A 13036-nucleotide genomic window follows, 5' to 3' on the forward strand; every position below is an offset into this window, starting at 1 on the left:
GGGCAAGGGAGGATATGATGAACGACGTGCCACAGGACCAGCGCTACCGGCCCGAAGACCGGATCATGCAGGGGGTGATCCCCTATCTGTCGCTTGCCGGGCAGGCGGGGGAGGCGGCGGATTTCTACATGAAGGCCTTCGCCGCCAGGGACATGGGGCGGATGGAGACGCCGGGCCAGCCGGGGCACTACATGCACCTGCAGGTCGAGATCAACGGCGGCGCGCTGATGCTGACCGACCATGTCGGCGACGGCTCGCCCGGCGGCCCGCCGCTGGCGCGGGGGCATCTGCAACTGGTCGTCGGCGACGGGCGGGCCTGGTTCGACCGGGCTGTCGCGGCGGGCTGCGTGTCCGTGATGCCATACGAGAGGCAGCCCTGGGGTGACGACTGGGGCATGGTGCGCGATCCGTTCGGGATTCTCTGGGCGGTGCTGACGCCCGATCCCGCGCTTTGGGACAAGGATGCCTGACGCGGTTTAATCACGGTCAGGGCGGTTCCGCCCTGACAACGCGAAACGCCATGCAGAGAGAGGAATACCCCATGTCGCGCGCAACCTTGCTGACGATCGCCCTGCTTGCCGCAGGTCCGGCCCTGTCGGACACCGCCCCGGTCGGGAACCGGGTCGAGGTCAACGGCATGCAGATGTATTACGAGGTGTCGGGCGAGGGCGATCCGCTGGTCGTGCTGCACGGGGCCTACATGAACATCCCCTCGATGGGGGCGATCATCCCGAAGCTGGCCGAGACCCACAAAGTCTATGCGCTGGAGTTTCAGGGCCATGGCCGCACCACCGACCTCGACCGGCCGATCACCTATCCGGGTCTTGCCGATGATGTGGCGGTCTTCATGGAGGCGGTCAACCTGCCGAAGGCCGATGTCTTCGGCTATTCGATGGGGGCGACTGCCGGGCTGCAGCTGGCGATCCGTCACCCCGAGAAGGTGGACCAGCTGATCGCGGCCTCGGTCGCCTATGACGCCGACGGTTGGCAACCCGCCTTCCGCGACTTCATCCCGATGATGACCGTCGAGATGTTCACCGACATGCCCTTCGCCGAGGACTACAAGACGCTGGCCGCCGATCCCGAGGGCTTTCCGGCACTGGTCGAGAAGCTGATCGCGCTGGAGAAGGAGCCGATGGCCTGGGAGGCGGAGGTGAAGGCGCTGAAGACGCCGGTCTTGATCATCACCGGCGACGCCGATGTGGCCACGCTGGAACATTCGGTCGCGATGTTCCGGCTGCTGGGCGGCGGCGGCATGGGCGACATGGGCGCGCCCCTGCCGGCCTCGCGGCTGGCGGTGCTGCCGGCGACCTCGCATACTGCGGTGATCGGTCAGGTTGACCTTCTGGCGGCGCTGATCGAAGGGTTTCTTAAGGGCGAAACGCCGAAGGGGATGTTTCAATGAGGCAGGGCGCGAGACCGGCGGGAGGCGCCGCATGAGGGTTCCGCGTGGGGAAGCGCGCGCGCGGCTGATCGAGGCCGCACGCAGCCTCGTGCGGCGCAAGGGGTTTGCCGCGACCTCGGTCGACGACCTTTGTGCGGCGGCGGGGGTGACGAAGGGCGCCTTCTTCCACCATTTCGCCAGCAAGGAAGCGCTGGGCGTCGCTCTGATCGACGACTGGACCGAAACCACCGGGGTCATGTTCACCGCGCATCCCTACAATTCCCTGCCCGATCCGCTGGACCGGGTGTTCGGCTACGTCGAGTTGCGGCGGCAGATCCTGGGCCAGCCGATCCCCGAGTTCACCTGTGTGGCGGGGACCACGGTGCAGGAGGCTTACGAGACCTCGACCCCGATCCGCGAGGCGGCGGAACGGAGCGTCACGTCGGGGTTCGAGCATGTCCGGCCGCATCTGGCCGAGGCACTGGCCGCGCATCCGGTGCCGGGAGTGACGGCCGAGGGTCTGGCGCAGCAGTTCCAGGTGGCGGTGCAAGGCGGGATCATCCTGGCCAAGGCGCTGAATTCCCCCGCCCCCGCGCGCGAGGCCTTCAACCATCTGGAGCGCTATCTGCGGCTTCTCTTCGGGCGACCCGCCTGACGGCGACATCATTGCCGTCATACAGAAGGCGGCTGCCCGGCCCAGCCGGTGTGTGGATGTCGAATCACAGATCACGGGAAATCGTGGGAAATGCCGGGCTCGGACTGTTCCCGGTGGGTGGATTCGGGCAGATTCGCCGGTGTCGGGCCAAGAATTTGCAAGATCAGAGGCGGATCGCGCTGAATCGTGGGAATTCACGGGACTGTCATCGGCCGTGACGCGGCCACAAGATGTAGGGGAGTATTTCGAGTGGCTCGCCTAGAATTTGGAAGTTGGCGGTGAATCTCGGCACAAGATGCTGCTGCCCGACCCGCTCTGGCACAAGATGGAGCCCATTCCCACCCAATTTTTCCCTTGCTTTCCCATGAAATCCCACGCAAGTTGTCCTCACGACGATGCGATGGGCAGTGAAAGTCAGGGGCGGACGAAAGACCCCGAACAAGGCGTAAGGCAGCTTCATACAGGCAGCCCCTTTCATCGGCGAACAAGGATCCGGCGCGCGAGCGAGCAGACATCTCCCCCAGGTGGCGCGCGTAGCTGGACGCCCAGCGATGGGACAGCGGCGGATCGGGTAGTGGCAGCAACCCGGTCCGCCTTTTTATTTCCATCGCCCAGGGTTCGACGTGGAATTGAAAAGGCCAGGCGATGGCAGAGGCGTTCAGAGGCGAGTTCTACCAGCGGGTAGACGGGAAGGCGCGGGTCTCGATCCCGGCGGCCTTTCGTGCCGTCCTGAACGCGGACGACCCCCAGAAAGGCGAAAAGGGCGGCGCGCGGCTGGTGCTGGTCTATGGCGGCAAGGCGCGCAATTTCGTCGAGGGCTATTCCAAGCGTGGCGCGGACCAGCTGGCCGAGGATATCGAGGCGATGGAGATGGGCTCGCCCGAACGGGTGCGGGCCGAGCGCGACCTGATCAGCCGGTCGGTGATGGTCGAGATCGACGCCGACGGCCGGATCGTCCTGCCGCAGCGCGTGCGCGAGAAGATGGGCTTTGCGGGCGATCTGGCGGCGGACAGCGAGGCCGCCTTCGCGGGCTTCACCAACCGCTTCCGCCTTTATCGCCGCGAGGTCTATGACGCCGAGCTGGCCGAGGATGAAGACGACGACATCGACCCGCTGACCCTTGTCGGGCGGCACAAGCGGACGGGGTAGGCCGATGCAGGGTCCGCTGCCAGGCCGCCCGTCAAGCCAGACGTCCGACGATCCGCATATCCCGGTCCTGATCGACGCGATTCTGCGGGAATGCGCGCCCGTCTCAGGCGTCTGGCTGGACGGAACGCTGGGGGCGGGCGGCTACACGCGGGCCTTGCTCGCTGCCGGTGCGGAGCGGGTGATCGGCGTGGATCGTGACCCCCTGGCGTTGCAGATGGCCGCAGGCTGGGCCGGGTCCTACGGTGGTCGGCTGCGGCTGGTCGCGGGCACGTTTTCCGATCTCGACGCCCTGGCGGGTGAGGCGCTCGACGGGGTGGTGCTGGATCTTGGGGTGTCGTCCATGCAGCTCGACCAGCCGGAGCGCGGGTTTTCCTTCATGAAGGACGGCCCCCTGGACATGCGGATGAGCCAGTCGGGTGAAAGTGCCGGCGACCTGGTGAATACGGTCGACGAGGGCGCGCTGGCCGATATCCTCTACCACTACGGCGAGGAGCGGGCGTCACGCCGGATCGCCCATGCCATCGTCGCGGCGCGGGCGGTGGAACCGATCACCCGGACGGCGCGGCTGGCGGAGATCGTGGCGAAATGCCTGCCTCGCCCGAAGCCGGGGCAAAGTCACCCAGCGACGCGCAGCTTCCAGGCGATCCGCATCGCGGTGAACACGGAATTCACCGAGCTGGCCGAGGGTCTGAACGCCGCCGAACGCGCGCTGAAGCCGGGGGGTCTTCTGGCCGTGGTGACGTTCCACTCGCTTGAGGACCGGATCGTGAAGCGGTTCTTCCAGCTTGCCTCTGGCCACGAGGCCAACGCCAACCGCTACGCCCCTGCGAAGGCCGACACAAAGGCGCGGTTCGAGATGGTCACCCGCAAGGCCGTCGCCCCGGACGAGGCCGAGATCGCCCGCAACCCCCGCGCGCGGTCCGCCAAGCTGCGCGTCGGGCGGCGGACCCAGGCGCCTGCGAAGCTGCTTGCCCCGGCCGACCTTGGCCTGCCGGAAATCCAGAAGAAAGGACGCCGATAGATGCGCCCCGTTCTCTATGCCCTTTCGTTCCTGGCGCTGATCGCGCTTGGTTTCTGGGCCTATCGCGAGAATTACGCGACCCAGGCCGCGCTGAAGGAGGTCGAGGGGCTGCAACGCCAGATCGTCGGCCTGCGCGAGGCGCTGACGGTGCAGCGGGCGGAATGGGCCTATCTCAACCGGCCCGACCGGCTCCGCGAACTGGCAACTGCCAACTTCGACCGGCTGGGTCTGATGCCGATGGAGCCCTCGCAGTTCGGCACGGCGGCGCAGGTGGCCTATCCGGCGGCGAAACTGCCCGAGATCAGCTTCACGACGGATATCCAGGGCACCATCACCTCTGACGCGGAGGGATTGTGATGCGTACCCCGCTGCGACCCCTGGCCCGCATCCTCCATGCCCGGCAGGAGGGGCTGAACCCCGACAGCATCGAAAAGGAAAACCTGAAGGTCCGGCACGAGGCGATGCGCGAAAAGACGCGCGGCCGGGCGCAGTTCCGGCTGTTCATCTTGTGCGCAAGCTTCGTCTTCGCGTTTGGCGCGATCGGCGCGCGAATGGGCCTGATGGCGGCGACTGAACCCGTGGAGCCAAAGTCGAGCGCGCCGGGGGCCGAGATCATCGCGCAGCGCGCCGACATCACCGACCGCAACGGGCGGGTGCTGGCGACGAACATGACGACCCACGCGCTGTACGCCCACCCGAAGGTCATGGTCGACCCGAAGGGCACGGCGGTGAAGCTTGAGGAAATCTTCCCCGAGCTTGATGCCAAGGCGCTGGAGCGGCGCTTCACCGACGGGCGCAGCTTCGTCTGGATCAGGAAGGTGCTCAGCCCCGAGCAGATGCAGAAGGTGCATGAGATCGGCGATCCGGGCCTTCTCTTCGGCCCGCGCGAGATGCGGCTTTACCCGAACGGGACGCTGGCGGCGCATGTCCTCGGCGGCACCTCGTTCGGCGCCGAGGGCGTGCATTCGGCGGAAGTGATCGGGGTGGCGGGGATCGAGAAGGCGCTGGATGCGCGCCTCCGCGATCCGGCGCAGGGCGGCAAGCCCCTGACGCTTTCCATCGACCTCACGCTGCAATCGACCATCGAGGAAGTGCTGGCCGCCGGCATGGGGATGCTGAACGCCAAGGGTGCGGCGGCGATCCTGATGGATGCGCGGACCGGGGAAATCCTCGCGCTTGCCTCGCTGCCGACCTTCGACCCGAACGACCGGCCGAACCCCCTGGTCGACAAGAACGCCGAGCCCGGCGACAGCCCGCTCTTCAACCGGGCGGTGCAGGGGGTCTATGAGCTTGGCTCGACCTTCAAGATCTTTGCGGTGGCGCAGGCGATGGAACTGGGCCTGGTGAACCCGCAGACGATGGTCGATGCCAACGCGCCGATGACCTGGGGCAAGTACAAGATCAAGGAATTCGAGGGCCACAACTACGGGCCGCTGCTGGCGGTTACCGATGTGATCGCCAAGTCGTCAAACGTCGGCACCGCGCATATCGCGCTGATGATCGGGCCGCTCAGGCAGCAGCAGTTCCTGAAGTCGCTGGGCTTCTTCGAGCCGACGCCCCTGGAACTGGTGGAAGCCCCCGGCGCCAAGCCGCTGATCCCGAAGAAATGGCCCGAGATCGTGACGATCACCACCTCTTACGGCCACGGCATGTCGGCCAGCCCCATGCATCTTGCGGCAGCCTATGCGGCGATTGCCAACGGCGGCGTGATGATCAAGCCGACGCTCCTGAAGCGCGAGGGGCCGACGACGGGCGTCCGGGTGATGAGCGAGAAGACAGCAGCGGACTCGGTCGCGATGCTGCGCCGCGTGGTGCTGGAGGGCACGGCAACGCTGGGCGACGTGCCGGGCTATGAGGTGGCGGGCAAGACCGGGACAGCGGACAAACCGAAGAAATCGGGCGGTTACTACCATGACAAGGTGGTGAACACTTTCGCCTCGATGTTCCCGGCCTCGAACCCGCAATACGTGCTGATCGTCACGCTGGACGAGCCGCAGGACGACACCCTGTCCGAGACGCGGCGGACGGCGGGCTGGACGGCGGTGCCGGTTGCCGCCGAGATCATCCGGCGCGTCGCCCCGCTGATGGGGCTACGGCCGAAGCTTGAACCTGTCGTGGCGGATGCGGTAACTGCCGCCAGCAACTGACGGGGTGGATCATGGCAGCGCGCGCGACACGGCTTTCCGACCTGGGGCTCACGGCCCGGGCCGGTCGCGACCCGGCGCTGTCGGGGATCACGGCGGACAGTCGGGCAGTGCGGGCGGGGATGCTGTTTGCGGCCCTGCCAGGAACGGCGGTGCATGGCGCCAAATTCCTGTCGGCGGCGCTGGAGCAGGGGGCGGCGGCAGTCTTGACCGATGCCGAGGGCGCGCGGCTGGCGGCGGAGGCTTTGGCCGAGACCGACGTGGCGCTGGTGGTGGCCGAGGACCCGCGCGCGGCCTTGGCCTGCGCCGCAGCGCTATGGTTCGGGGCGCAGCCCGAAGTCATGGTCGCGGTGACGGGGACGAACGGCAAGACCTCCGTCGCGACCTTTACCCGGCAGATCTGGGCCGCGCTGGGGCATGAGGCGATCAACATCGGCACCACCGGGATCGAGGGGGCCTGGACGGCACCCTCCGGGCACACGACGCCTGACCCGGTGACCTTGCAGAAGCTTCTGGCGGCGGCGGCTGCGGGGGGTGTGACCCATGCGGCGATGGAGGCCTCCAGCCATGGGATCGACCAGCGGCGGCTGGACGGGGTGCGTCTGGTGGCGGGCGGCTTCACCAACCTGACGCAGGATCACCTGGACTATCACGGCACGATGGAGGCCTATTTCGAGGCCAAGGCGCAGCTTTTCACCCGATTGCTCCCCGAGGACGGGATCGCGGTGGTGAACCTTGACGGCGCGAAGGGCTCGGACATGGCCGAACTGGCGCTGGACCGGGGGCTTCGGGTGCTGACCGTGGGCAAGGGGCAGGGCGCAGATCTGCAGATCGCCGCCACCCGCCCGGATGCGACGGGGCAGGAGGTGCGCTACCTTTGGCAGGGCCGCGCTTTCCAGACCCGGCTGGCCCTGATCGGGGCGTTCCAGGCCGAGAATGTCGCGGTGGCGGCGGGGCTGGCGATTGCCGCTGGAGATGCGCCCGAGGCGGTGCTGGCGGTGCTGCCCCGGCTGACGGGGGTCCGGGGCCGGATGCAGCTGGCCGCGACGCGGCGGAACGGGGCGGCGGTCTATGTCGACTACGCCCATACGCCCGACGCGCTGGAAACCGCGCTGAAGGCGCTGCGCCCGCATGTGATGGGGCGGATCGTGGTGGTCTTCGGCGCGGGCGGCGACCGGGACCGGACCAAGCGGCCTCTGATGGGTGCTGCGGCCAAGGCCCATGCCGATGTGCTGTATGTCACCGACGACAACCCGCGTACCGAGGACCCGGCCTCGATCCGCGCCGCGATCCTGGCGGCCTGCCCCGAGGCGCATGAGGTCGGCGACCGGGCCGAGGCGATCCTGCGGGCGGTGGATGCCCTCCTGCCGGGCGACGCGCTGCTGATCGCGGGCAAGGGCCATGAAAGCGGTCAGGTGGTGGGGACCGACATCTACCCGTTCGACGACGTGGAGCAGGCGAGCGTCGCCGTCGCCGCGCTGGACGGGGTGATCTGATGCTCTGGACCTCCTCCGATGCGGCACAGGCGACCGGCGGGCAAGTGACGAAGGCATGGCAGGCGCATGGCGTCTCCATCGACACGCGGACCCTGGCCAGGGGCGATCTGTTCGTGGCGCTGAAGGATGTGCGGGACGGGCATGATTTCGTCGCGCAGGCGCTGGAGAAGGGGGCGGCGGCGGCACTGGTGTCCCGCGTGCCGGAAGGGGTGGCAGATGATGCGCCCCTGCTGGTCGTGCCGGACGTGTTGCAGGCGCTGGCGGACCTTGGGGCCTTTGCCCGGGCGCGGACGCGGGCGAAGGTGGTGGGTGTCACCGGCTCGGTCGGCAAGACCTCGACCAAGGAGATGCTGCGGGCGATCCTGTCGGGGCAGGGCAAGACCCATGCGGCCGAGGCCAGCTACAACAACCACTGGGGCGTGCCGCTGACCTTGGCGCGGATGCCGGTCGACACCGATTTCGCGGTCATCGAGATCGGGATGAACCACCCGGGCGAGATCGCCCCCTTGGCCCGGCTCGCGCGGCTGGATGTGGCGATGATCACCATCGTCGCCCCCGCGCATCTGGAGGCCTTCACCAGCATCGAGGGCATCGCCGGGGAGAAGGCGGCGATCTTCGACGGGCTCATCCCCGGCGGGACGGCAGTCTTCAACGCCGACATGGCGACGACGCCGATCCTGCGCGCGAAGGCGGCAGAGGTCGGCGCGGTCGCCGTGGGCTTCGGCGAAACCGAAGGCGCCGACTGGCGGCTGATCGAGGCGCGGATCGGTGACGAGGCGACGGTCTGCCGCGCCAGCCACCGGGGCAGACCACTTCTCTACAAGGTCTCCTCCCCCGGCCGCCATTTCGCGCTGAATGCGCTTGGCGCACTCGCGGTGGCCGAGGCGCTGGGGGCCGACCCGATGATTGCCGCGCATGACCTGGGACGCTGGCTGCCCCCGGCGGGGCGTGGCCAGCGGGAACGGATCAACCTGGACATCGTCGAGGAAACCTATTTCGACCTGATCGACGACGCCTTCAACGCCAATCCTGCCTCGATGGCCGCCGCACTGGATGTGCTGATCGCCGCAACGCCGGTGGACGGAATCGGCCGCGTGGGCGGGGGGCGGCGCGTCGCCATCCTGGGCGACATGCTGGAACTGGGGCCGACGGAAATCGCGCTGCATGCGGCGATTGCCCGGCATCCGGGTCTTTCGGCGGTGCATGTCATCCATTGCGTCGGACCAAGGATGAAGGCCCTGCACGCGCTCTTGCCCCGAGGGCAACGCGGCGAATGGGTGGAAACGGCGGCAGAGCTTGCCCCCCGTACCCGCAGCCTGGTGGACGCGGGCGACATCCTCCTCGTCAAGGGTTCGAAGGGTGTGAAGGTCAGCCTCATCGTTGACGTCCTGCGAAAAATGGGGCAGGCCGCAGCGCCGAAAGAAGGGACCCTTTAGATGTTTTATTGGCTTGCCGAGTTTTCCGACGGGGGTGGGGTCTTCAACCTCTTCCGCTACATCACCGTGCGGGCGGGCGGGGCTTTCGTCACTGCACTGCTTTTCGGCTTCCTGTTCGGTCGTCCCCTGATCGATCTTCTGCGCAGGAAGCAGGGCAAGGGCCAGCCGATCCGAGATGACGGGCCGCAATCGCACCTGTCGAAGGCCGGGACGCCCACGATGGGGGGCCTTCTGATCCTGTCGGCACTGATGGTCTCGACCCTCCTCTGGGCCAGGCTCGACAATCCCTTCGTCTGGATCGTGATCCTGGTGACGCTGGCCTTCGGCCTGATCGGCTTTGCCGACGACTATGCCAAGGTCACCAAGCAGAACACCAAGGGCGTCTCGGGCAAGGTGCGGATGGGCCTTGGCCTTCTGATCGCGGCGCTGGCGGCCTATGCGGCCTCGATGTTCCACCCGACCGAGCTGACCAACATGCTGGCCTTCCCCTTCTTCAAGGACGCACTCCTTAATCTCGGCGTCTTCTTCGTGCCCTTCGGCATGGTGGTGATCGTGGGGGCAGCGAATGCGGTGAACCTGACCGACGGGCTCGATGGCCTGGCGATCATGCCGGTCATGATCGCGGGCGGGACGCTGGGGATCATCGCCTATGCCGTGGGCCGGGTCGACTATACACAGTACCTCGATGTGCACTACGTGCCGGGCACCTCCGAACTGGTGATCTTCTCCGCAGCGCTTTTCGGCGGCGGTCTGGGGTTCCTGTGGTACAACGCCCCCCCGGCGGCGGTGTTCATGGGCGATACCGGGTCGCTGGCCCTGGGTGGTGCGCTTGGGGCCATAGCGGTCTGCACCAAGCACGAGATCGTGCTGGCGATTGTCGGCGGGCTTTTCGTCGTCGAGGCGCTGAGCGTGATCATCCAGGTGCTGTATTACAAGCGCACCAAAAAACGCATCTTCCTCATGGCGCCGATCCACCACCATTTCGAGAAGAAGGGTTGGGCCGAGCCTCAGATCGTGATCCGGTTCTGGATCATCAGCGTGATCCTGGCAATGATCGGGCTGGCGACGCTGAAGGTGCGGTAATCGGGCGCGGTTGCTCGCGCAGGATCCGCTGCCGGGCGAAGCGCTGCCAGAAGGCCTCCCAGTAGAAGGTTGAAAGATGGGCGGCAACGAGGGTCAACGACCAGCTGATCGGTCGCTTGACCAGATAGCGCACCGCCGTGCTGCCCTCGTTCATCCAGCCCCAGATCATCAGGCTGTGATAGATGTAGAGCGCATAGGATATGTGCGCGATGTAGGCTGCGGCCTTGCTGGCCAGCACGCGTTGCAGCCTCTCGGGGGCGGCAAGCAGTACCAGCCCCATCATCAGGGCGGTGGCGTAGGGGCGGACATAGTTCATCGGTCCGCCGAGCGGATGGCATGAGACCAGCCAGACGCAGACGGCCGCCCCGAGAAGCAGCCGGCTCCTTGTACCCGTCGCAAGCCAGTCGCGCAGAGCGGATGATCGGAAATGCAGCACAAGAGCAAGGCACCCGCCCGCCAGGATTTCGTCGACTCGAAGATGGGTGGCGATGTTCGCATAGCTATGGTGGTCGATCCGGACGATGGTGACTGCCAGCGCGGCGAACGGAATGAGATAAAGCCCGCGCACCCCCGCGATCCAGACCAGAAGCCCGATGGCGAGATAGAACTGCACCTCGACGCAGAGTGACCAGAGAATCCCGGTTGGGCCATCGTTCAATCCGGCAACCAGATAGTTCGAGACGAAGGCCGCGTTCAGGATGGCATTCTGCCACTGCACACCAAGAAACAAGACCAGGATCGCAAGATAGAGCCACATCGACGGCACGATCCGGAAGATGCGCTTGACCAGAAAGGGCCAGACGTCAGGCTTCTGCAACAGGGTCGAGGTAATCAGGTAGCCAGAGAGGCAGAAGAAGAGCGACATGCCCATCACGCCCGCCAAGTGGTTCACTTGCAGGATCTTCGGACCCAGCGGCAACGTGTGGGCTCCGATGACGAGAAGGATGCTGGCCGCCCGAAGGCCATCCAGACCGGGAAGATGCTTCACTAAAACGTCCTTCGTACCAAACGGGAATCAAGCCGACATCACGGTCCCAATTTGTAAACCCTAAAGGACGTCCGTCCGAAGTCCATGTTTTTCCCTTGCGGCGGAGGCCTCTCGAAACGAACCGGCCCCCGTCGTCCGCATTGTCCCCTCAAGCTGACGGGTCGCCCCAGACTGGGCCGCCCCAGACTGGCCCGCCCCGGACTGGCCCGCCTTGCCCCGCCGCCGGGCCTTTCGCCGTGCCTGGCAGAATGGACCGGCAGTCAGCCGCCTTCACGTCGTCGAGGCGATGCGCGTGATCCCGGCAATGACCGGGTTGGCGGCGCTGAAGTGCGGGAATAGGCCGCAGCTTTCCTGTCGAGGGTCTTTGTTTCCTGATAGGGCAGAGTTCCGGGGAATCGCCCCATTTCGGCCACGAAATAGCGAAAGTTTCACCCAGTTGACGCTGTGCATTGCGCGGGCTTCAATCGGAGGATGTACTGATGTTTCGTGCCATGAAAGCCGTTTGTTGTATCAAGTTTGCCGCTGTTGCCCTTCTGGCTCCGGCTGCGGTTTCCGCGCAAGAGGCCTGCACCACCTACACCGTCCGTGAGGGCGACACGCTGGGCGGCATCGCCATGACCGCCTACGGGTCCTACAACTATCAGATGATTTTCAACGCCAACCGCGAGGCGATCGCGGGCAATACCAACAGCCTTCCGGCGGGGCTGCAACTGATCCTGCCCTGCGAGGATGGCCGCCTGACCCCCGACAGCGAACTGAGCGCGGTGATCGAGGCGGAAACCAAGAAACAGGACGAAACGCGCGATCCGAACCGGCCCTACCTGCCGGCGCTGAAGTTCGTCACCGCGAACGACTGGAAGCCCTTCACCGACGAAAGCCTGAGCGGCGGCGGCATCTATGTCCGCATGGCCACGACCGCGATGCAGCGCGGCGGCAATGACCGGGACTACAAGATCGCCTTCGTCGACGACTGGGGCGCGCATATCGACACGCTGCTGCCCTCGGCGGCCTATGACGTGTCGATCGCCTGGTCGAAACCGGATTGCTCCAAGATCGACATGCTGGGCGAATTCGCGGTGACCATGTGCACCGAGTTCGAGTTCTCCGACCCGATCTACGAGGTTGCCTATTCCTACCACACGCTCGTGGACAGCAAATACGCCGAAGCCCGTGCCTTCTCCGACTATGCCGGGGCCAAGATCTGCCGACCCGAGGGCTGGCCCACCAGCGACCTCGAGGTCGAGGGGCTTGCGGCGCCGACGGTGGAATTCGTGCGCCCGAAGACGCCGATGGAATGCGCGAAGATGCTGCTCGACGGCAAGGTCGACCTCTATTCCATCGAGGTCGAGACCTCGACCGCCAACTTCGAGGAACTGGGCGCGACCGACAAGGTGCTGCTGAACCCGGCGCTGACCACTTTCAACACCCACCACTTCGTGACCTCGCGGTCGAACCGGCGCGGGCAGGACTACATCGCCATGCTCAACCGCGGCCTCGCCGAGATGCGCGAGTCGGGCGAATGGTACGACATCGTCGCCACCGGGTTGGCGGAATACAACGATCTGAAGAAATGAGGCGGCTGGCCCTGTAGGCGACTGACCGGCAGGCGGGGAAGGGCACCGGCTCTTCCCCTTTCGCCGATCCTCCCCTATCCCTGTCCGGGACCAATGGGGGGCAGGC

12 protein-coding genes are annotated in these 13036 nt (G+C 66.3%); 11 read left to right on the forward strand and 1 reads right to left on the reverse strand.

What is annotated here, in order from left to right; all coding sequences use genetic code 11:
• The first annotated feature begins 17 nt into the window (after positions 1-17).
• The 10 genes from JNJ68_RS10730 (at position 18) to mraY (ending at position 10368) form a co-directional block, all read left to right on the forward strand.
• On the forward strand, positions 18-470 hold the full coding sequence (locus JNJ68_RS10730; RefSeq protein WP_294982277.1) for a glyoxalase/bleomycin resistance/extradiol dioxygenase family protein: 453 nt from the start codon (positions 18-20) through the stop codon (positions 468-470).
• Positions 471-541: 71 nt separating this feature from the next.
• Positions 542-1405: an alpha/beta hydrolase gene (locus JNJ68_RS10735; protein ID WP_294982279.1), complete on the forward strand. Its 864-nt coding sequence runs from the start codon at positions 542-544 to the stop codon at positions 1403-1405.
• A gap of 31 nt (positions 1406-1436) precedes the next feature.
• The gene (locus JNJ68_RS10740) at positions 1437-2039 is read left to right on the forward strand and encodes a TetR/AcrR family transcriptional regulator (protein ID WP_294982281.1); all 603 of its coding nucleotides are present in this window, start codon (positions 1437-1439) and stop codon (positions 2037-2039) included.
• 645 nt (positions 2040-2684) lie between these two features.
• Positions 2685-3188 (forward strand): division/cell wall cluster transcriptional repressor MraZ, encoded by a 504-nt coding sequence (locus tag JNJ68_RS10745; protein WP_294982283.1) that lies wholly within the window; start codon positions 2685-2687, stop codon positions 3186-3188.
• Positions 3189-3192: 4 nt separating this feature from the next.
• On the forward strand, positions 3193-4209 hold the full coding sequence (gene rsmH / locus JNJ68_RS10750) for a 16S rRNA (cytosine(1402)-N(4))-methyltransferase RsmH (RefSeq protein ID WP_294982285.1): 1017 nt from the start codon (positions 3193-3195) through the stop codon (positions 4207-4209).
• Positions 4210-4566, forward strand: coding sequence for a cell division protein FtsL (locus tag JNJ68_RS10755; RefSeq protein WP_294982287.1), 357 nt, complete (start codon positions 4210-4212; stop codon positions 4564-4566).
• On the forward strand, positions 4563-6356 hold the full coding sequence (locus JNJ68_RS10760; RefSeq protein WP_294982289.1) for a penicillin-binding protein 2: 1794 nt from the start codon (positions 4563-4565) through the stop codon (positions 6354-6356). The genes JNJ68_RS10755 and JNJ68_RS10760 overlap by 4 nt, the downstream gene beginning before the upstream one ends.
• A gap of 11 nt (positions 6357-6367) precedes the next feature.
• Complete coding sequence (locus tag JNJ68_RS10765; protein ID WP_294982291.1) at positions 6368-7849, forward strand: UDP-N-acetylmuramoyl-L-alanyl-D-glutamate--2,6-diaminopimelate ligase; 1482 nt, start codon at positions 6368-6370, stop codon at positions 7847-7849.
• Entirely contained in the window at positions 7849-9285 is a 1437-nt protein-coding gene (gene murF, locus JNJ68_RS10770) for a UDP-N-acetylmuramoyl-tripeptide--D-alanyl-D-alanine ligase (RefSeq protein ID WP_294982293.1), read from the forward strand. The genes JNJ68_RS10765 and murF overlap by 1 nt, the downstream gene beginning before the upstream one ends.
• Positions 9286-10368: a phospho-N-acetylmuramoyl-pentapeptide-transferase gene (gene mraY, locus JNJ68_RS10775; protein ID WP_294982296.1), complete on the forward strand. Its 1083-nt coding sequence runs from the start codon at positions 9286-9288 to the stop codon at positions 10366-10368.
• Here mraY and JNJ68_RS10780 read toward each other — a convergent pair.
• Positions 10319-11356 carry an acyltransferase gene (locus JNJ68_RS10780; RefSeq protein WP_294982298.1) on the reverse strand — a complete coding sequence of 346 codons (1038 nt, stop codon included), beginning with the start codon at positions 11354-11356 and terminating at the stop codon, positions 10319-10321. The two genes, mraY and JNJ68_RS10780, sit on opposite strands and share 50 nt — an antisense overlap.
• Before the next feature lie 479 nt (positions 11357-11835).
• Between JNJ68_RS10780 and JNJ68_RS10785 the strand changes: the two genes are divergently transcribed.
• On the forward strand, positions 11836-12930 hold the full coding sequence (locus tag JNJ68_RS10785) for a transporter substrate-binding domain-containing protein (RefSeq protein WP_294982300.1): 1095 nt from the start codon (positions 11836-11838) through the stop codon (positions 12928-12930).
• The last annotated feature ends 106 nt before the right edge of the window (positions 12931-13036 follow it).

The sequence above is a fragment of the Tabrizicola sp. genome (assembly GCF_016793705.1).
Taxonomy (GTDB): Bacteria; Pseudomonadota; Alphaproteobacteria; order Rhodobacterales; family Rhodobacteraceae; genus Tabrizicola.